General features: G+C 48.7%; 18 protein-coding genes and 1 tRNA gene. 7 read left to right on the forward strand and 12 right to left on the reverse strand.

Annotation, left to right across the window (positions count from 1 at the left end):
- Positions 1-3: 3 nt before the first annotated feature.
- The 3 genes from AB3R30_RS11840 to AB3R30_RS11850 all read right to left on the reverse strand — a co-directional run bounded on the left by AB3R30_RS11840 (position 4) and on the right by AB3R30_RS11850 (position 2,176).
- Complete coding sequence (locus AB3R30_RS11840) at positions 4-1,332, reverse strand: YcjF family protein (protein WP_458649393.1); 1,329 nt, start codon at positions 1,330-1,332, stop codon at positions 4-6.
- Positions 1,333-1,396: 64 nt separating this feature from the next.
- Entirely contained in the window at positions 1,397-1,726 is a 330-nt protein-coding gene (locus tag AB3R30_RS11845) for a DUF2973 domain-containing protein (RefSeq protein ID WP_458649394.1), read from the reverse strand.
- A gap of 105 nt (positions 1,727-1,831) precedes the next feature.
- Positions 1,832-2,176 (reverse strand): DUF2605 domain-containing protein, encoded by a 345-nt coding sequence (locus AB3R30_RS11850; RefSeq protein WP_458649395.1) that lies wholly within the window; start codon positions 2,174-2,176, stop codon positions 1,832-1,834.
- 379 nt (positions 2,177-2,555) lie between these two features.
- Between AB3R30_RS11850 and thrS the strand changes: the two genes are divergently transcribed.
- Both thrS and AB3R30_RS11860 read left to right on the forward strand, forming a co-directional pair.
- Positions 2,556-4,367 (forward strand): threonine--tRNA ligase, encoded by a 1,812-nt coding sequence (gene thrS / locus AB3R30_RS11855; protein ID WP_458649396.1) that lies wholly within the window; start codon positions 2,556-2,558, stop codon positions 4,365-4,367.
- Positions 4,368-4,380: 13 nt separating this feature from the next.
- On the forward strand, positions 4,381-4,599 hold the full coding sequence (locus tag AB3R30_RS11860) for a type II toxin-antitoxin system HicB family antitoxin (RefSeq protein ID WP_458649397.1): 219 nt from the start codon (positions 4,381-4,383) through the stop codon (positions 4,597-4,599).
- 44 nt (positions 4,600-4,643) lie between these two features.
- Here the strand turns inward: AB3R30_RS11860 and AB3R30_RS11865 are convergent, their stop codons facing one another.
- Both AB3R30_RS11865 and AB3R30_RS11870 read right to left on the reverse strand, forming a co-directional pair.
- On the reverse strand, positions 4,644-5,510 hold the full coding sequence (locus AB3R30_RS11865; protein WP_458649398.1) for a methyltransferase domain-containing protein: 867 nt from the start codon (positions 5,508-5,510) through the stop codon (positions 4,644-4,646).
- Positions 5,511-5,688: 178 nt separating this feature from the next.
- Positions 5,689-5,814, reverse strand: a complete 126-nt coding sequence (locus AB3R30_RS11870; RefSeq protein WP_458649399.1) for a hypothetical protein — start codon at positions 5,812-5,814, stop codon at positions 5,689-5,691.
- A gap of 227 nt (positions 5,815-6,041) precedes the next feature.
- Here AB3R30_RS11870 and AB3R30_RS11875 point away from each other — a divergent pair, with 227 nt between their 5' ends.
- Positions 6,042-7,922, forward strand: a complete 1,881-nt coding sequence (locus AB3R30_RS11875) for an iron uptake porin (protein ID WP_458649400.1) — start codon at positions 6,042-6,044, stop codon at positions 7,920-7,922.
- A gap of 247 nt (positions 7,923-8,169) precedes the next feature.
- Here the strand turns inward: AB3R30_RS11875 and AB3R30_RS11880 are convergent, their stop codons facing one another.
- From AB3R30_RS11880 to AB3R30_RS11890, 3 genes are read right to left on the reverse strand one after another with little or no spacing between them, the layout of a single operon-like run.
- Positions 8,170-8,388 (reverse strand): hypothetical protein, encoded by a 219-nt coding sequence (locus AB3R30_RS11880; protein WP_458649401.1) that lies wholly within the window; start codon positions 8,386-8,388, stop codon positions 8,170-8,172.
- A 30-nt stretch (positions 8,389-8,418) separates the two neighbouring features.
- On the reverse strand, positions 8,419-9,597 hold the full coding sequence (locus tag AB3R30_RS11885; protein WP_458649402.1) for an NAD(P)/FAD-dependent oxidoreductase: 1,179 nt from the start codon (positions 9,595-9,597) through the stop codon (positions 8,419-8,421).
- A gap of 1 nt (position 9,598) precedes the next feature.
- Positions 9,599-9,973, reverse strand: coding sequence for a c-type cytochrome (locus AB3R30_RS11890; protein WP_458649403.1), 375 nt, complete (start codon positions 9,971-9,973; stop codon positions 9,599-9,601).
- A 270-nt stretch (positions 9,974-10,243) separates the two neighbouring features.
- On the opposite strand from AB3R30_RS11890, the gene petG reads away from it, so the two are divergent.
- Positions 10,244-10,357, forward strand: coding sequence for a cytochrome b6-f complex subunit V (gene petG / locus AB3R30_RS11895; RefSeq protein ID WP_171572052.1), 114 nt, complete (start codon positions 10,244-10,246; stop codon positions 10,355-10,357).
- A gap of 72 nt (positions 10,358-10,429) precedes the next feature.
- On the opposite strand, the gene AB3R30_RS11900 is transcribed toward petG, so the two are convergent.
- Together AB3R30_RS11900 and sppA are read right to left on the reverse strand one after the other, a co-directional pair.
- Positions 10,430-10,510, reverse strand: a tRNA-Leu gene (locus AB3R30_RS11900).
- A 129-nt stretch (positions 10,511-10,639) separates the two neighbouring features.
- Positions 10,640-11,479, reverse strand: coding sequence for a signal peptide peptidase SppA (sppA, locus tag AB3R30_RS11905; RefSeq protein ID WP_458649404.1), 840 nt, complete (start codon positions 11,477-11,479; stop codon positions 10,640-10,642).
- 108 nt (positions 11,480-11,587) lie between these two features.
- On the opposite strand from sppA, the gene AB3R30_RS11910 reads away from it, so the two are divergent.
- Together AB3R30_RS11910 and AB3R30_RS11915 are read left to right on the forward strand one after the other, a co-directional pair.
- Positions 11,588-12,661, forward strand: coding sequence for a DMT family transporter (locus AB3R30_RS11910; RefSeq protein ID WP_458649405.1), 1,074 nt, complete (start codon positions 11,588-11,590; stop codon positions 12,659-12,661).
- A gap of 82 nt (positions 12,662-12,743) precedes the next feature.
- Complete coding sequence (locus AB3R30_RS11915) at positions 12,744-13,829, forward strand: glycosyltransferase family 4 protein (protein ID WP_458649406.1); 1,086 nt, start codon at positions 12,744-12,746, stop codon at positions 13,827-13,829.
- Positions 13,830-13,859: 30 nt separating this feature from the next.
- On the opposite strand, the gene AB3R30_RS11920 is transcribed toward AB3R30_RS11915, so the two are convergent.
- Together AB3R30_RS11920 and AB3R30_RS11925 are read right to left on the reverse strand one after the other, a co-directional pair.
- Positions 13,860-15,821: an FAD-dependent oxidoreductase gene (locus AB3R30_RS11920; protein WP_458649407.1), complete on the reverse strand. Its 1,962-nt coding sequence runs from the start codon at positions 15,819-15,821 to the stop codon at positions 13,860-13,862.
- A 433-nt stretch (positions 15,822-16,254) separates the two neighbouring features.
- The gene (locus AB3R30_RS11925) at positions 16,255-17,895 is read right to left on the reverse strand and encodes an ATP-binding protein (RefSeq protein ID WP_458649408.1); all 1,641 of its coding nucleotides are present in this window, start codon (positions 17,893-17,895) and stop codon (positions 16,255-16,257) included.
- Between the two features lie 119 nt (positions 17,896-18,014).
- On the opposite strand from AB3R30_RS11925, the gene AB3R30_RS11930 reads away from it, so the two are divergent.
- Positions 18,015-18,965 (forward strand): alpha/beta fold hydrolase, encoded by a 951-nt coding sequence (locus tag AB3R30_RS11930; RefSeq protein ID WP_458649473.1) that lies wholly within the window; start codon positions 18,015-18,017, stop codon positions 18,963-18,965.
- The last annotated feature ends 15 nt before the right edge of the window (positions 18,966-18,980 follow it).

The raw sequence follows: 18,980 nt of genomic DNA on the forward strand, positions 1-18,980 counted from the left end.
CCCTTATTTAATATTTCTGAAACGCTCTTTAGCAGAAGCAAAAGATTCTTTCATGACCTGTTGAATCCGTTTTGGATCGGGCTTTTTGCCACCAATCACATCGCCGAAGTAAACACAGGTTGCTTCTCCAAGTGCCCAAGTGTAGGCGGCTGCCCAAGATGCGGCGATGACGCTGCCAAAACCAGGGACAAACTTAATCAGTTCTCGCGCGATCGCTTGTGCCGCAAAGCCCCCGGCGATCGCGCTAACAATTCCTCCGGCTTGGGCGGGGGACAATGTTTGCCCATAGAGTTGTCCCAACAGCACCACCATTGAACCTTGCATCGCGGTGAGTACGGGCATGGTGGCAAAAGGAAGTGGAACCGCCGCAATGGTTGCTGCCATCACCGAAAAGGGCAGAATGTATCGCCTGCCCGCATCGCGATAGAGATCACCTAGTTTTTTGCTCGCTTCCTCGTCTAACAATTGATGAATCGTGCGAGATTCGGCTTCGGGCAATAGTTCAGTTAATCCATCTCGGAGCGCTTCAATCCCATAAAAAACAGGCGTGTAGCCATCTTCTTCTAAGGTGAAATCCAGTAAAACTGCGCGATCGCATAATCCTGTAAAGGCTTGCTGAATAGCAGTAAATGCCCGATTTATGGCTTCAAAGGTGGGTGGATAGTCGGGATGGTTTTCCGTTCCAGGTGGATAGACTTCATGCAAACAGGTAACCGCAAGGAGACAGGGTACTTCGGGATGTGCTTGCCGCAACTGCTGGGCAATTTGTTTGAGGCTATCGATCGCAAAATCGGTAATTTTGACGGTTAAAATCAGCACCCGCGCTCGACGGCGATCGATCTGCAACTCGTCTGTAAGCTCTTGAATAATGGGCTGTGTGGCTTGGTTAACGTCTCCCAAACCCACGGTATCGGTAAAAATCAGTAGCGGCAAATCATTGGTCGGGTAGGCATAGCGCTGAGTGTGCTGAGTGTGGGGACGGAACCCTTGACCTACAACTTCAGCAGAAACACCTGTCAAACCGCGTACAATCGAGCTTTTCCCGGCTTGGGGTTTCCCAATTAGAATGGCTTCCGTGGTGGGTAGTTCTGCTCGAACCGTTTCTAAGATTTCTGCCACTTGAGCTTCACTCACCCCAAACCATTGACTCACCGTTTGAGCAAGCTGTTCAACGGGCAAGGTTTTCTTTAGGCGATCGCCCACTGCGCCTAAACTATTTTTGATTTGGTGCCGAAACGAGAAAAAACCAGAGGGCGCATCACCTGCATCCACTGGTTCTATGTTTTCAGAGGCATCTTTGAAATTTGAATCAACGTCCGTTCGTTTAGTCATTTGCAATCTATTCAGTTCAAGGCAAATGGTTCGGACTGATTTTACCGTTAACTCTTACCATTCACTAAAGCTCTTCGCGAGGCTCACTACGCACATTGCTAGACCCTGGGGAAGCGTCATAAAGGGCATCAAGCTGCTCACGGGCATCCTCAACTGTAATAGAGCGCATGATCAGCAGCGGCTCATTGACAATATTGCCAAACTCATCAAGCAATTCAGGATGAGGGACAGCCTGTTTTGAATCTCCGTAGGGCGATCGCCCATACGGGGAGTTAGCGGGTGAGTAAGAGCGCTGAGACTCTATCCCTAGTGTCATCAAATTGCGAAACATATTGGCGATCGCCAAAACAGCCAGTACGGTAAAAGCAATAATGTAAATAAAGTGTAATATCATGGCGCTTTTTTAACTCTAAAAGGCTCTAACTGTCAAGAGAGAATCGGCTAATTTAAGGAGAATTATGAACAAAAACTGTAGCAAGTCTGTAGATTTAATTGTGCCTTATTCTTGAGCCTCTCTCTGAGTGGAGGGTGAAGCTCCAGCAAGACGATGGCGATGAAAAACCTGCCAGCATTCAGAAATTAGCTGATGCCAAGGTGCCAGTACCGAGGTTTCGATCCCAGCCTGCCCCCCAATTGCCTTAAACAAAGACTGGGCAGCACTCACTTCTAACTGAGATTGGGCAACCCTTGCAAGCAAGTCCGCCTGTTGCTCTGCGGTCAAAAATAAGACTTCGGTGGTTTCTAAAAACGTGCGCGATCGCCCAAACCAATACTGAAAATCTTCTAACAGTGGCTCTAGCAGGGACTTGAGCAACTCAGACTCAGACGAATTAGAGGAAGACATTGAACAAGCAAAAGGGATATATTTATGAGAGTATCTTAGCGCTTTTTAAGCTTCTTAAACTTTCTTTACTTTATATAAGCCTGTTGACCCTTCCTAAAATGTTAAGCCATAGAGCAGAGAAATTAGGTTGGTATGCTGCTCAAGGCTATCTCTAGTTCGATTTGCTGTATGCCTTGGTAGACTTAGGTTAGACTGAATACCTGTGCAGAAGTCAGCAAAACCATGATTTTTTGGGAACTCCAAATTCAGTTTGTCTCCTTTCTCAGTGCAACTGGAACCGGGCGAACTAGCTAGGGGCAAAATTTACAGCCCCAATGAGCTACCTAGCGTCACTTAGCCTGCCATTCCTTCAATGCCTTAGAAATTTGGAGCAATTCCCATGTCTGCAATAGAATCTCAACCTGAAAAAATTCATCTGCCCAAAACCAGCGAATCGGAGCAGCTTAAAAAGATTCGGCATACGGCATCCCATGTGATGGCGATGGCGGTACAAAAGCTATTTCCTAAAGCACAGGTGACGATCGGTCCTTTTATTGAAAACGGGTTTTACTACGACTTTGACAGTCCAGAACCGTTTACCGATAAGGATTTGAAAGCCATTAAAAAAGAGATGGCGAAGATCATGCGGCGGAAGTTGCCCGTTAGCCGAGAAGAAGTCAGTCGGGAGGAAGCCGATCGCCGGATTCGATCGATCAATGAGCCATACAAACTAGAGATTTTGGAGGGGCTGCAAGAGCCAATCACGGTCTATCACTTGGGTGAGGAATGGTGGGATTTGTGCGCCGGACCTCATGTAGACACGACCGCAGAATTGAACCCAGACGCGATCGCCCTAGAAAGTGTGGCGGGAGCCTATTGGCGCGGCGACGAAACCAAAGCCCAACTGCAACGCATCTATGGCACCGCTTGGGAAACGCCCGAGCAACTGGCAGAATATCAACGCCGCAAGGAAGAAGCCCTCAGACGCGATCACCGCAAGCTGGGCAAAGAACTGGGTCTATTCATCTTTGCCGATCCTGTGGGTCCCGGCTTGCCCCTGTGGACTCCCAAAGGAACCATTCTGCGATCGATCCTGGAAGACTTTTTGAAAAAGGAGCAGGTGAAGCGCGGCTATTTGCCCGTTGTTACACCCCATATTGCCCGTGTGGACTTGTTCAAACTATCGGGGCACTGGCAGAAGTATAGCGAAGACATGTTTCCGATGATGGCGGATAATGACGGCGATCGCGCCCAAGAACAAGGCTTTGTGATGAAGCCAATGAACTGCCCGTTTCACATTCAGATCTATAAAAGTGAACTGCGCTCTTACCGCGAATTGCCGATGCGACTGGCGGAATTTGGCACGGTTTATCGCTATGAACAATCCGGTGAGTTGGGCGGCTTAACCCGTGTGCGCGGCTTCACCGTGGATGATTCGCACCTCTTCGTCACCCCAGAACAATTGGACTCCGAATTTCTCAGCGTCGTGGATTTGATCCTGGAAGTTTTCAAAAGCCTCCAGCTTAAAAATTTCCGCGCCCGTCTCAGTTTTCGCGATCGCACCTCGGATAAATACATTGGCTCTGATGAAGCCTGGGAAAAAGCGGAAGGAGCGATCCGGCGTGCCGTGGAAAAGCTCGGCATGGATCACTTTGAAGGCATTGGGGAAGCGGCGTTCTACGGTCCTAAGCTGGATTTTATTTTTCAGGATGCGCTGGAGCGGGAATGGCAGCTTGGAACCGTGCAGGTGGATTACAACTTACCAGAGCGATTTGAACTGGAATATGTGGCGGAAGATGGCACCCGCAAACGCCCGGTAATGATCCATCGTGCGCCTTTTGGCTCGTTGGAACGGCTGATCGGCATTTTGATTGAAGAATATGCCGGAGATTTTCCGCTGTGGCTGGCTCCAATTCAGGTGCGCTTGCTAGCGGTGGGTGAGGAGCAATTGCCCTTTGCCAAACAGGTGGCGCTGGAGATGCAGCTATTGGGAATTCGGGCAGAAGCCGACACCAGCGGCGATCGCTTGGGCAAACTGATCCGCAATGCTGAGAAATCCAAAATTCCCGTCATGGCAGTGATTGGTGCAAAAGAGGTGGAAGCTAACGCCCTCAGCATTCGTACCCGTGCCGATGGTGAATTGGGAGCTTTGCCTGTCGCCGAAGTCTGCGATCGCCTCAACATTGCCAATCAAACCCACGGCAATTTTTAGGCTAGTTGTAGCGATGACTCAACTAAAGTACTCAATGGTAATTCAATGGTCTGATGAAGACGATTGCTTTTTAGTGGGGTTTCCCGACTTTCCAGGGCAGCAATGGCGCACTCATGGCGACACCTATGAGCTAGCCGTCAGCAATGGAATTGAAGCATTAGAGTCGCTGATCATGGCTTATGAAGCGACAGGTGAATCCTTGCCAGAACCGACTGTCTGTAAAGCCGCGTAAAAAGGCGATCACCTCAACACCGCCAACCAAACCCACGGCAAAATTTAACCCATTGCCCACTGTTTTCCGTCTGCTGTTTCAAAATTGGGCGTGGAGAACTCAACGGATTGAGCCGCGATCGCTTTTACGCCGTGGGTGACTTGATGGAGCAACCAAAAATCTTGGGTTTGCACTTTGCCAAATCCGGCTGCGCCCATCCAGGCATCCGTGCTGCCTTGGGCATACTCGCGAATGTAGGGTTCTTCAAAAATGTCGGTCAGCCATTCAGTTTGCCGCAGCGATTTTTGATTGCCATCCAAAATCAGCACTTCGCCACCCACGGTTAGCAGGCGATGGCATTCGCGCAAAATGTCTTTGGCGATCGCGGTAGGAGTCTCATGAAACAGCAGCGAGGCTGTAACCAAATCAAACGACGCATCGGGAAACCCAGTTTGCTCGGCTAAGCCATGTTTCCATTGAATCTCCAGCCCTGCTTGAGCGGCTTTGTGTTCTGCCGGCACCAGCATATAAGGCGATAGATCTAGCCCAATCACCTCTGCTTCAGGAAATGCTTTTTTTAACAGAATCGTGGTTGATCCCGTGCCACAGCCCAAATCTAAAATGCGGCGGGGTTTGCTTTGGATGGCATCGATCAATGCCTGACGTACCCACTGTTCGTTAGGCGGCAGGGCATATTGTGTAATCGGATCGTAGGAAACGGCAGCACCAATCGTCAAATAGCCGCCTTCGATGCCATGAAAGTTTTGGCTCCTGTAGTAAGTCGGATAGGCGACAGTTGGGTTACTCAGGCGATCGCTTGCTGCTTCCCAATCGATGCTTTCATGAAACCGTTTCAACTCATCCTGATTGATCACGAGCTTTGCAATCGGAGCCAGAAAGCGCTCAAAAATGGTGTCTGTACGGGTTGCCATGAAGGTACTTCAGAATAAGTGATTGCAGAAGCTATAGAAGAAACCGGGTTTCTAGACGCACCTAGATGTTGAAATGGCATGTATTCCTGGAGAAGCCCGGTTTCTTTGGCTACTCTCACAGTTTAATAAAACTTGAACTATTTAGGCAGAATTTGCCCGGAAAAATCCTTAACTAGATCTATCGGCTAAAAAAAACTTGGGTGGTGTAAGCCAAACACACTCGTCCTTGCTGATCCGCCCAGCGATCGCACAATGCTTTCAATCCACTCACCAGCCATTGGATCGTGTCGTTGTCCTTCGGCATATTAAGAGGTGCTTTGAGCGCGCCCGATTCAACTCTCTAAAATTCAAAACTCAAAACTCAAAACTCAAAACGGTATAAGGTTATGAGCAATCCATAATTTGCATGAGCGGCTACCGAATGTGGCAAGCGTTACATAACTAACCCTGATCGCTCTGATAACATCCTGTGTCTAAAGGATGATGGACATCCAGACTATTCATGTAGTCACTTTTGAGGTGTGAGGTTCGATGGTATTCATTCAACTGTTTTATAAGGCAAAAGTAAAATTGCCAGCTATAGTTTGGTCGGCGTTGTTTGCTTCTAGTGCTATTGGTTTGATGAGTTCTAGCGCGATCGCAGTAGAACCCCAAACTGCTCAACCAGATGCCTCTCCAATGCTAATAGCAGAGGCGGCAACAACTTCTTCTAACATCGATCAAGTCATCTCCACTGCCAACAGTCTAGAGGGCGGAGATCCAGTCAACGAAGCGGAGCAAGATCAAGTTACTTCCGTATCACAGCTAACCGATGTCAGACCTACCGATTGGGCATTTCAAGCACTTCAGTCTCTAGTCGAGCGGTACGGTTGCATTGTCGGCTATCCCGATAAAACCTTCCGAGGCAATCGGGCACTAACGCGCTACGAGTTTGCGGCTGGTTTGAATGCCTGTCTCGACAAGATTCAAGAATTAATCGCCGCTGCCACCGCTGATTTTGTTAGAAAAGAAGATCTAGAAGTTGTTAAAAGACTTCAAGAAGGATTTGCGGCTGAACTGGGTGCCCTGCGCGGTCGAGTGGATGCTCTGGAAGTGCGGACTGCAACACTGGAAAAACAACAGTTTTCTACCACCACTAAACTCAGTGGCAATGTTTGGTTTAACTACAGTGGCGCAACTAGCTTTGACAAAAATATTCGCTATGAAGGATTCTCTGGAGACCCAGCAGATGCTCGATTCCGGGCTGCTAGGAATGCCAATGGAACTCCAGTCGTTTTAACAACAGACAAAGCTCAACCTACTGCTAGTTTCCTGACGTGGCTCAACTTTAATACCTCGTTCACTGGACGCGATAGTTTGCTGATTCAGTTGGCAGCAGGGAGCGGCATTTCTCCTGCGAACCAGTTTGCATCGGCAGGTTTCTTCAACTCCTTCGGTGTTCCGTTTACTGACCAAACGGGCGGAGACACAAATGGCAGAGCCGATGTGGTGATTCATGACCTGTTTTATACGTTTCCTCTGGGCGAAAAAGTTACCGTAACTGTCGGTCCACGAGTCAACTGGTATCGCTACTTTGACTTTAACCGTTACACTTTCTTCATCACGGGTGCCAGTAGCTTTGATTCTATTGGCAGTACGCTTTCAAACGCGATCGATCGCGGTTCAGGTGCGGTAATTGAGTGGAACATTAGCCCCAAACTGCGGTTTGCGGCTGCCTACTTAGGTGAAAACACAGAATTTTTACCCGCTAGATTTGGTTTCAACACCTCTAGCAACCCTCAATTTGGCTTATTTGGTGGCACCAATACTTCCACTGCCGAGTTAACCTTCTCTCCAACCCGCAATATCAACGTTCGCGCCCTGTATACCTACACTCGTCAGATCGCTTATGGCAATGGACAGGTTGGCGGCGCAACGGGTGAACCCATTCCCTATGGATATCTAGATGCGGGTCCTGGTTTTTCAACCATCGATCCAGTAACAGGGGCAATTAACGGCGGACTGAAATCTGCCACGTCTCACCATATGGGGATTAGTGCTGACTGGGCAATTACACCAAAGTTTGGCATCTTTGGGCGCTATGGCTTGGGTTGGACAACGCTTCAGCCGGTTGATAAGTTGGTTCGCACTCAAGCATTCCAAGCAGGACTTGGATTTCCTGACCTCATCAAAAAGGGTTCATTAGCCGTAGTCACCTTCTTGATGCCGATGGACATTCAACAGGGACGGCGTTTTTTTGCGGCGGGAGGTGGCGATGGTGGCACGATGTATGAGTTGGAAGCATCCTACTACTACCCGATTACCGACAATATTTCATTGGTTCCGGCGTTCTATGCGATCTTTAACGCCAACAATTTTGACAGTAACCCCAATATTTATGTGTTCAATTTAAGAACACAGTTCAGTTTCTAACAAGTTTCATCCTCAACATCTACTCTAGGAGCTTTGCAATAATGCAAGGCTCTTTTTTTGGCTCAGAGGCGTAAATTAAAGGTGCATATTTTCTGAAGTGAGCAAATCAAAGCGGCATTGCTGAATCTAGATATGAAATTCGTAGGGGCAATCCCTTGTGGTTGCCCTTATCCCATCAAGGGTAGGCACAAGGCGCTACCCCTACCAATGAAAATCATGTCTGCCTTCAGCAATGTCATCAAAGCGACTAACTCGCCATTCGTTCGCTGCCTGTCATCGGCTTGCAGTCCATAAAGCTGATCGAGTCAGGATCAAGGAAGCCCGCGATCGCAGACTCCAATACCGCTTCTAGCGGGTAATCAATTTCTTCTACATACGTGATCAATGCCCGTTGAATTTTTTCTGGAAGGGCATCCAGAAACGCATGAGCCGCTGTAGTGGAGAGGTGTTCTGTTTGGGCTTGCATGGGACTTACTCCAATTGCTGTATGCGACTTTTATATAAAGCGATTGGGGGACAGTTGGGCAAGGAGTGGATCTTCTGTGGTGGCGATCGCGGCTTGGGCAAAACGTCGGGCGAGGGGCGGCACGATCGCCAATGGATTGCTAAAGCCCGAAAATAGATAAACGTTTTCCACCTCTGCAATGCTGCCCACTAGTGGCAAAGAGTCACGGCTAAAAGCAATGAGGCAATGGTGCCAGGTGCCAGGTAAGTCTTTCAGCGCTGGGAGAATTTCCCCCACTTGGGTTCGCATGGCTCGTTCGCTGGCAACCTTGTCGATCGCGGCATTGGGGTCAGTTAAGGTGCGGCTCACTTGCCCAATTCGTAAAGTACCATCCAGCAATTGAATCGCGCCTGCATCCAAAATTGGCGGAATCGGTTCGTGTCCGGGTTCATCCCACAGCGGGTCAAGTTCCACAGTGCTGGAAGTTGCCTCTAATTTGAACCGTTGAGCAGCAGCAGGCATGATCAGCGATCGCAGCTTGATATCAACAGGCGGCGTTTCAATCAGTTCCGCATGGGTAAAATATTGCCGCACTGAAATTCCAGCCGACTGCAATAACGCACGGCTCATAGCTCCCGCACAAACGACCACATTTGCCCCCGGAAAAGATTCCTGTCCACAGATTACACCAGTCACTTTTCTTGCCTGGTGCAGCAACCCGGTGACCTGCCCCATTTGAACCTGACCGCCCAAGCGAGTGAATGCATGAGTGTAGGCATCAACCGTTTTACCTAAATGGAGATGCCCATGCTTGACGGTCAATGCACCCGTGATCGCAGCGGGATTGAGCAACGGTTCCAAGTCACAGGCTTCTTCTACACTCACTAACCGAGGTGGAACTACAACATCCGCATAGGATTGGGCGATCGCCCGTGGATCGGTATCTGCTGCGATCGTTAGCACCAAATCCAATTCTCGAAACTGAGTATCTGCTTCTAGTTCATCAGACAAGATTGGATGCATGGCGCGGGCTTCGGCACACAGTTGGCGAGTTAAGTCTGTAGTTCCTGCCCAGTAGGCAATTCCGCCATAGCCATAGCGAGAGGAGCCTTGCAGCGTTGCATGTTGCTCTAGTCTTAAAACTGAACATCCTTGCCGCACAAGCTCATAGGCGATCGCGGCACCGGTGATTCCAGCACCCACCACAATCCAATCAACTGATTGCGTCATGTCAAAGACTTTTGAGATAGCGAAGCAAATCTGCCATTTCTTGAGGGGATGGCTGGAATTGCGGCATTGGAGGAGTACGACCGCTAGTCACTTGATGAATCATACTGACTTCAGATTTACGAGAAGAAACATCTCGAAGGCTAGGTCCCACCAATCCATCTGCAAAGGTGCCATGACAACCAGCGCAATTCATTTGAAAAATAGCATTTCCCTGAGCAACATCTCCGTGAAGGACTAAAACGCTCTGAATATAAGGATCAGAGGTACGAAACTGATGGAACCCTAGTAGCCCCAAAAAGGCGATCGCGATCGCTGCCAAGATGCCCAGCACAACTTGATAAGGAAAACTTGCTTTTCTAAGAACTTGATTGTCCAACAGTTTTTTAAGAAATATTTTTAAAGATGTAAACAGTTGACTGCCTACAGCTTCTCTTAGTTTAAAGCCTCTTCAGATAACTTCGCAAAAATATAAGCTTAAATTGTGAACTTTAATATGTATTAAAAATCTTATGTCGATTTGTATTTCTCAATTCACCTGCCTTAATCAAGATCAGTTTTGCTGCTCTTCGATTTTTGAGACTGAACCCAGTACCATAAGAAAGAAGCTACTTTGTTGGATTGAATAAGGACTAGAGGGAGTTTTATAGTGATCGAACCAATTCTTCTGGGTATTGTGTTGGGTTTAATTCCAATCACGTTGGCGGGCTTATTTGTTGCAGCTTACTTGCAATATCGTCGTGGCAATGAACTAGGTCTGTAAGTCACGGATCTGGCTAAAAAGCCTATATACAGAAAGCCCAGTCACCGACTGGGCTTTTTGATTGAGATCCTATGCGGATGGCGAGACTCGAACTCGCAAGGCAAAGCCACACGCACCTCAAGCGTGCGCGTATACCAATTCCGCCACACCCGCATAAGGAATCCTTAGTTTATCACGCTCTATCGCCTTAAGCAGAGTGTTTACTCTAAGCTTTGTCACCCTAAAAAAAGCGCGGACTTTGGGTACGAAGCGATCGCAATTGCACAACTTACACTCAAGCCATTAGGGACGATAAAGCCATAGCGGTAAGCCATTAGTCGATAGCTCAAACTCTAGCCATTGTGCCCCAGCCGCCAGACCAGGCAGATTGTTGATTGAGCGAAGCTGACTTGATTCACGCGAGAGCAGCCGACTGACAAAGGGCTTGCGTTCTTCTAGTGTGAAGCAGCGAGTTTTCTCAGGATCTAGCCCGACTAATTCGGCTGTCCACCGTCGAGCGTCTTCCTCGGAGCCTAAGCGATCGACCACCCCAAGTTCCAAAGCCTGCTGTCCCGTGAATACTCGCCCATCCGCAAAGGTTTTGACAGTATCCACGGCAAGGTGACGAGCATCGGCGATGGTTTGCACAAACTGCTGATAGCTGATATCGATCAGTTCTTGCAAAATGTGGCGTTCTGGTTCGGTCATTTCGCGATCGAACGCCAAAATATCTTTGTAAGGTCCTGATTTGACTACCTTAAAAGACACCCCGACCCGATCTAATAACCGCTCTAAATTATTTCCCCGCAAAATCACCCCAATGCTGCCAGTAATCGTGCCAGGGTTTGCCATGATGTGCTGAGCACCCATGCCGATATACACGCCACCCGATGCTGAGATATTGCCAAAACTCGCAACAATTTTGATTTTTTCCTGAAGGCGTTTGAGGGCAGCATAGATTTCTTGAGAGTCGCCTACCGTCCCGCCAGGACTATCAATTCGCAGCAGCAGTGCTGGAAATTTGCGTTCTTCAACAGTTTTCAATGCTTCTAATACATGTTTACGAGTTGCTCCGGCGATCGCGCCATTGATTTCAATCCGAGCAATTTGTTTTTTAAATCGAGGCTTAAATGGCCAAACCATGATGCGTATCATTCACTAAAAGGATTCGAGACTAGACGTATCGCTAAACACGCCCAGCCCTTAACATAAGTATAGAATTAGTTACGATCAGATGAAGGGATAGAAGTTATGAACACCGAATCCACTAAGCCTAATTTCCCCCTTTATCCGTTGCTATTGATTTCTCCTTTTTTCTTTTGGGGAACGGCGATGGTTGCCATGAAAGGAGTCATGCCAAACACCACTCCGCTCTTCATGGCAGGTGTGAGACTGGTTCCAGCAGGGGTTTTGGTGCTGGCAACCGCACTGATTAGCGGTAAGCCGCAGCCCAAAGGGTGGCAAGCTTGGCTATGGATTGCGCTCTTCGCCTTGGTTGACGGAGCCATGTTTCAGGGATTTTTAGCAGAAGGTTTAGTGAGAACTGGGGCAGGATTAGGCTCGGTCATGATCGATTCTCAACCCTTAGCCGTAGCGCTGATGGCGTGGCTATTGTTTGGCGAAACGATTGGGCTGTGGGGTCTGCTGGGTCTAGGTTTTGGCATTGCGGGAATTAGCTTGTTGGGATTGCCCGATGAGTGGATTATGCATTTGCTTCAAGGGCAGGTGTCACCAGATAGCGCTCAATTGGGCGTTAATTTAGTGAGTGATTTATTTCAAAATGGGCAGTGGTTGATGCTGTTAGCATCGCTATCGATGGCAGTGGGAACAGTGCTGATGCGGTATGTGAGCCGCCATGCTGATCCGATCGCGGCGACTGGTTGGCACATGATTTTGGGTGGATTGCCGCTGTTTGCTCTCTCGGCTCGATTTGAAACGGAGCAATTTGTTCATTTAGACGCATCAAACTGGTTGGCAATGGGCTATTCCACTGTGTTTGGCAGCGCGATCGCCTATGGCGTATTTTTCTACTTTGCCGCCAGCGGTAGCCTGACTAGCCTCAGTTCCCTAACCTTCCTCACGCCTGTGTTTGCCCTTTTCTTTGGTAATCTCTTTCTAGGGGAAATGCTCAGCCAAATTCAGTGGGTCGGCGTAGGGTTAACGCTGATCAGCATTTATCTGATCAATCAGCGCGATGTCCTATCTCAGAAAGTTCAAGCGATGCGACCCGTTCCAATGTCGGAAGTTTTGCAGCTTGATTCATTAGAAACTCCTCCGATTCAAGAAACGGCTCAACTGCCTGTGCAAATTGCAGAGCAGGACTGAGAATGAAGGGCGAAGGGCGAAGGGCGGAGTAATAGGAAGTTAACCGATCAAATTGAAATTGCTAGATCACTAACTACTCACAATGAATTCTATTTCGCCGCTTAAGCTGCTATTTCTCTCGACTTCGGTAGGTCCATTAGGATCGGGGATGGGCGGCGGTGTGGAGCTAACGCTGAAAAATATTGCTCAAGCGCTGGGCGATCGCCATCACACGATCACCATCGTTGCCCCATCAGGCTCGCTTCTGCCAAGCTTTCCGGTGATTGAGATTTCGGGTCGGTTGCAAAGCACAGCACAAAGCGAAGGGCGAGAGGCTTGGGTAGCGATGCCATCGGAGTCGGTGCTGGCGAATATGTGGAACTATGCGCGACAGGTGCAGGCAAACTACGATTTGATTCTCAACTTTGCTTACGACTGGCTACCCTTTTACCTGACTCCGTTTTTTCAAACTCCGATCGCTCATCTAGTTAGTATGGGTTCATTAACCGATGCCATCGATCACAGTATTGGGCAAGTGATTACAGATTTTCCTAGCGCGATCGCCCTTCATAGCCGCGCCCAAGCTGCCACTTTTGAGTTTGGCGATCGCTGCCGTGTGGTAGGCAACGGCTTTGATCTGTCCCAATATCAGTTTTGCGCTGAGCCTAAGAATGCGCTGGCGTGGGTGGGTCGGCTTGCCCCCGAAAAAGGCTTAGAAGATGCGGTGGCTGCGGCGCAAGCGGCTGGAATTCCTTTGAAAATTTGGGGCGTATTGCAGGATGTCCCTTATTGGCACGATATTTGCGACCAGTATCCCGATGCGCCAGTCACCTATGAAGGCTTTTTACCAACGGCGGCATTGCAGCAAGAATTGGGCAAATGCCGAGCGTTGCTGATGACTCCACGCTGGGTCGAAGCCTTTGGCAATGTGGCGATCGAAGCGCTTGCCTGTGGCGTTCCGGTGATTGCCTATGATCGCGGCGGTCCCGCAGAAATTGTTCAAAACGGTAAAACAGGTTGGCTAGTGCCGCCCGATCGCGTTAAGGGATTGGTTGACGCGATCGCTAAAATTGACCAAATCGATCGCCGTACCTGTCGAGAACAAGCAGAACAAGATTATTCGTTAGCGGCAATGGGCGATCGCATGGAGCAGTGGTTCGCTACAATCCTAGCGAGAAAAGCTGCATAAGCGATCACCGATTCAGGAGTCGACGAATTTTTATGCCAAGAAAGACAGCATTCCTTTGGGTTTGACAGTCAGCAACGTGCGCCCCTGCAAACCTTCTTGCTCCAAAATGGCATTGCTAGCCAGTAAACCACTGCTAACGGCGCGTTCCATCAATCCACAGGGGAAAGGCATTTTTACCCAGTCCCCCGCAAACAGAAGATTAGTGGCAGGAGTTTGAGTAGAGGGGCGATCGCGATAGCTGCCCGGTGGAAATCCAGCAAAATTCTTTTGATTGACCAATTCGCGATGGAGCATCACAGCATTTTTCAGATCGGGCACAATTTCATATAGCTCTTGCTCAAATGTACTCAACAGCGCGGCTTGATTTGGAAATTCTTTTTCCTTATAGCAATAAGCATGGAGTTCCACCACGCTGCCGCCCGTCTTCTCTGCCCAAGCAATGTAGTCGTCCTGAATGCGGTGATACAGCGTGATGCTGTCGGTGAGACGATAGCCAGAAAGGGACGTAAACCAGCTTTGATCCCAAGAAAAGTCGCGATCGAACCAAAAGCGACAGACCGCAAACGGATCGGCAACGGCAAGCTGTTTTACCTGCTGTTTCATTGGAGCAGGCACTTCACCCGTCATCCCAGAAAAAAGATTTTGCACCCCTGGAATATCTGCCGCAATCACGTAATAGTCAGCTTGCAAGGTTTCCGGCGGATGCGATTCGGTTGCGGTGACCTTTGCCACAAGTTGCACCGTGTCTTCTGCTTTGTCCATCACCTTGAACTGCGGCAGATCTCGTTGGGCAGGTCCACTCACGACTTTGCCAGTTTGATCAAACACAGCACCATGGCACGGACAATGAAATTCGCCGTTATCTTGAGGATGAACGGTGCAACCTTGGTGAGTGCAAGTAAGAGAAATCGCCGCTTGGGTCGTTGGGTTAACGGCATAAACGCGATCGCCCGCCCCATAAAACGTCAGTTCGCTTGAAGTGGATGCCTCTAAAGCAGGGTTTGCTTTGACCCAAAAAGGAACAGTAGCGGCTTCATTGCCCTTTTGATAGGTTAGCGATTCAATCTTGCCGTTACTCCAATGAATATTACGAACAGAAACCTCCGTTAAAATCTTGCCGCCCTGATTCACAATCGATCGCGCGATCGGGTCTACCAAACTGCGCCCCATGTCTTGCCGGGTGCCATTAAACGCCAAACCCTCTGGATTGCCGAAAAAGTAAAAGTGGAAAAATTGCATCAACTCTCCAGCACTCAGCACATCCGGCGAGTTGAGGCTAGATTTAGCAAAGGGTAAAAAATAGAGGTCATATAAGCCACGGGGAATTCCCTTGTTGACCCATTCTGTAACCGACATATTGTCCAAACGCTCGTAGCTATGGGCAGCATTGAACCCGGTAATTTCGCGAAAGACTTGCCAATGCTGGGGACTGGTTAGGTTTAAGCCCCAGCGCAGACGATTGGTAGAAGAGACCGCCAAATCAACGATGTTCCAGGGAAAGGCAGAATGGCTGGGGCGAAACACTTCTGGTTGATAGCGATCGCCCTTATAAACCACCGAGTAATAGTTGAGCGACTTGAAATTATCCCGAATGTTGATCTCTTCTACCAAACTCCAGAGATTGTAGTATTGCGGGAAGAAGCCATGAAACCCATGTTCCATTCTCATGGATTCGCCATTGACGTTAATTTGCCAACTAGCAACTTTGCCGCCTAATTGGGGCGATCGCTCCAGCAAGGTTACCTGAAAACCCCGTTGGCTCAATTCGTAAGCTGCCGCCAGACCCGCCAAACCGCCCCCCACTACAACAACGCTCTTGGGTTGACTGGCGTGATAAGGCAAAGAAAGAACAGCGGGTTGAAAAATGCTTGGCTGCGGTTTGGAAAAGCGAGAATAGCCAACGAACCCGCCCAAAGTGCCAACACCAGCTAGTTTCAGTAATGCGCGCCGAGAGATCTGACGCTGAAAAGAAGAATCAAACAATGACTTCATGTGAAATGTACAAAACCTGTCGAGGCAAACATTAAGGTCAAGACGATAGGGTGAGGCGAATGAAATAAGTCGTATCGCATCTTACAGCCCTTTTGCAGGAATTCTTGCAATAGTTTCTCTGCCTATCATTGCAATCATACGGTCAGGCTGAAAATGGTGTAGTTGGCGCATTTAAAGAGCGATTCAGTTTCATAATCGGTAATACGCGATTTAGCCTAATCAAGGTTTTAAAAATGACCCCATCGGATAAATAGCCGTCATCTCAAGTATTGATAATCTAAATTCATCGGAAACAAAGCAAATTTTGTACTTTCTACGGAAATACGAAACAGATTTCCGTAGGGGCGTAGCATTCGGGCATCGTTTTAACGATTCAATCGGAGATCGACTGCCGAATGCCACGCCCTTACACAAGATTCTGAAGCGGCTGAACTTACAAATCATAATCCGACGAGGATTTATAAACAGGCAGCAGCACATTAAACGTGGTGCCTTCTCCCACTTTACTTTTTACTGAAATTGAGCCGCCGCAGTGCAACAGTAATTGCTGGACAATCGTTAGCCCTAAGCCAGCACCGCTGGAGTCATCGGCAGATTGACGCACCCGATAAAAGCGATCGAAAATCTTAGGAATTTCTCTAGGAGCAATCCCCACGCCCGTATCCCGAATTTCTAGCTGAACATAGTCGCCTTGTTGTTTTGCCCGCACCCAAACATTTCCGCCGGAAACCGTGAACTTAATGGCATTGTGCAGCAGATTAATCACAATTTGCTTCAGCCAATTACTCATGCAAGCGACTGGCAACAAGTCTTCTGGGACGGTGTAGGTCAGCCGAATTCCTTTTTCTTCTGCAACGGGCTGATAGGTGCTGACCACACCCGGCACCACTTCACTTAACCGTAAGGCGGGTAGCGCGGATTGATCGACGACTTGATCAAGATGAACGAGGTTGAGTAAGCTGGTGATTAAAGAACTTTGGCGATCGCACTCTTTGGCAATCAACTCCATATATCGCTGGCGCTGCGGCAACTTAATTGTGGGCGATCCTAAGAGCGATAATGCTGTTTTAATCGTGGTTAATGGGGTTCGCAATTCCTGCCCCACCGTATTTAAGAATTCATCTTTTAATCGCAGCGTGTTGATTAATTCTTCATTTTGCAACCGCAGCGTATCGGCTCCTTCCGCCTGTTTGCGATAGGCATTATTCCGTTGCCACAGGTCTTCTTGCTGCTGCACACTTTGACTCAACAAGCGTTCGATTAAACTGAGATCGAGTTCACGGGTTGCTAGAGCCAGTCGTTGACTCGTCCAATGAGCTACTAATTCGGACGTAAACATTTGCACTGTCGCCCGTTGCTCAGATGCCCGTTGCTCAGATGACAGCCCCTGCTTATCCGGTTGTATGAGATCCGCAAGCATCTGTTCAAGCTTCTGTAAGGCACGTTCGACCAACGGTGAATTTAATGAACAGTGGGCTAAGAGTAACTGTTTACGATCGCGAGGGTTGCCTAACAACTGAGAAACCTGTCCGTAGCTACTCATCGTGTCTAAAGCCGCAAGAGAATCAGCAATTTTAGAAGACTGAACAGATCGGGGACGATGGGCAAACAGGGCAATGGTCAATTGGGCTGACCAGATGATTAGAAAATACTCTCGTCGCAAGGCATTTCCTGGAGCTAGTTGCACTGTAAAAATCGGCGTGGTATTCACCTGTTCAGCACGCTGGATCATCCCTAAGAGAGTGGGCAATGAATTTGGCTGGGCGATCGCGGCATTCAAAACCTCTGAATCAGCAGTGCTATTCTCCATATGCTCCTCTCGCTGATGAGCAAAGCTATAGATTGTTTTAGAAATTCCTTCTAACTGGGAATATTGCTCAAGCGCTGTGTGCCACGTTTCTCCGGTCGGAAGTTTTGTCCAAACTAAGGCTGGAATTTTTTGCTCAATTAATAGATGAATCAGAGCATCACTAATAGATTTAAACGACGTAGGGCTAAGCTGGAGTGCAGGGGGCGGGGACTCGCCTTGCGCCAACGCATACTCATATAAAGACATTTCTGAATCTGAATTCATAGATTCTAGGAAGAACTGGGGATGAGTTCAATGAAACGCAACAGAATCTGCAATATTTGGCAAGACAGCCATCTGGCGATCGCAGTAAGTAGTTTTATTCAGTAAATGCGCTTCGATTAATCCTACCCATCAGATCGTATCAAGCCAATGCGTTAGGGCTTATCTTAACAAGAAGTCCTTATAAAAAGGATAAAGCAGGAACGCGAGATCACATGCGAGCAAAGATTCGAGATACAGAAATTTATTTTGATGTGGAAGGAGCGGGATTGGTGCCAGATGGCGATCGCATGAAGGAAAAACCGATCGCCTTTGTGGTGCATGGAGGACCGGGAGCCGATCACACGTCGTTTAAGCCGACTTTCACGCCGCTAAGCCGAAAAATGCAACTGGTGTATTTTGACCATCGGGGACAAGGGCGATCGCAGCGAGGGAATCCAGCAACCTACACGCTCGACAACAACGTGGAAGATATGGAAGCGCTGCGCCAGCACTTGGGTCTGGACAAAATTGTGGTGATTGGTGCCTCCTATGGGGGCATGGTGGCGTTAACCTATGCCAGTCGCTATCCAGAAAATGTGTCTCATCTGATCGCAATGGTGACCGTGGCAGATTCGCGGTTTTTGCAGCAGGCGCAGGAGATTTTGGCAGAGCGGGGAACGGTAGAACAACAGGCGATCGCCCAGCATCTCTGGAACGGCACCTTTCGAGATGAAGCCCATTTGCAAGAGTATTTCCGCATCATGGCACCGCTCTATTCCATTACCCATGATTCCACTGCCCTTCAACCCACCTTACACCGCGCTATTCTTTCTGCGGATGCGATTAATGTGGCATTTGGCGGCTGGTTGCGAACCTACGATATCCGCGATCAACTGCATCGGATCACTGCACCAACGTTGGTGATTGCGGGGCGACACGACTGGATCTGCCCTCCCGAATTTTCGGAAGAGATTGCTCAACTTATTCCCAAAGCGGATCTGCGAATTTTTGAACACAGTGGGCACAGCATTCGAGCGGATGAGCCAGAGGCATTGCTAGACGCGATCGCGGGCTTCATTGTCTATAACTGAGATCTTGCACCAATC

It is taken from the genome of Sivoneniella epilithica UHCC 1019 (assembly GCF_040830845.1).
GTDB lineage: Bacteria > Cyanobacteriota > Cyanobacteriia > Leptolyngbyales > Leptolyngbyaceae > ULC077BIN1.

Bases quoted from the DNA above. Each gene is read 5' to 3' on its own strand.
- AB3R30_RS11925 (WP_458649408.1), bottom strand. From the start codon at position 17,895: ATGAATTCAGATTCAGAAATGTCTTTATATGAGTATGCGTTGGCGCAA.
- AB3R30_RS11915 (WP_458649406.1), top strand. From the start codon at position 12,744: ATGAATTCTATTTCGCCGCTTAAGCTGCTATTTCTCTCGACTTCGGTA.
- AB3R30_RS11850 (WP_458649395.1), bottom strand. From the start codon at position 2,176: ATGTCTTCCTCTAATTCGTCTGAGTCTGAGTTGCTCAAGTCCCTGCTA.
- AB3R30_RS11910 (WP_458649405.1), top strand. From the start codon at position 11,588: ATGAACACCGAATCCACTAAGCCTAATTTCCCCCTTTATCCGTTGCTA.
- AB3R30_RS11840 (WP_458649393.1), bottom strand. From the start codon at position 1,332: ATGACTAAACGAACGGACGTTGATTCAAATTTCAAAGATGCCTCTGAA.
- AB3R30_RS11885 (WP_458649402.1), bottom strand. From the start codon at position 9,597: ATGACGCAATCAGTTGATTGGATTGTGGTGGGTGCTGGAATCACCGGT.
- AB3R30_RS11920 (WP_458649407.1), bottom strand. From the start codon at position 15,821: ATGAAGTCATTGTTTGATTCTTCTTTTCAGCGTCAGATCTCTCGGCGC.
- AB3R30_RS11880 (WP_458649401.1), bottom strand. From the start codon at position 8,388: ATGCAAGCCCAAACAGAACACCTCTCCACTACAGCGGCTCATGCGTTT.
- sppA (WP_458649404.1), bottom strand. From the start codon at position 11,479: ATGGTTTGGCCATTTAAGCCTCGATTTAAAAAACAAATTGCTCGGATT.
- AB3R30_RS11865 (WP_458649398.1), bottom strand. From the start codon at position 5,510: ATGGCAACCCGTACAGACACCATTTTTGAGCGCTTTCTGGCTCCGATT.
- AB3R30_RS11845 (WP_458649394.1), bottom strand. From the start codon at position 1,726: ATGATATTACACTTTATTTACATTATTGCTTTTACCGTACTGGCTGTT.
- thrS (WP_458649396.1), top strand. From the start codon at position 2,556: ATGTCTGCAATAGAATCTCAACCTGAAAAAATTCATCTGCCCAAAACC.
- AB3R30_RS11875 (WP_458649400.1), top strand. From the start codon at position 6,042: ATGGTATTCATTCAACTGTTTTATAAGGCAAAAGTAAAATTGCCAGCT.
- AB3R30_RS11870 (WP_458649399.1), bottom strand. From the start codon at position 5,814: ATGCCGAAGGACAACGACACGATCCAATGGCTGGTGAGTGGATTGAAA.
- AB3R30_RS11860 (WP_458649397.1), top strand. From the start codon at position 4,381: ATGACTCAACTAAAGTACTCAATGGTAATTCAATGGTCTGATGAAGAC.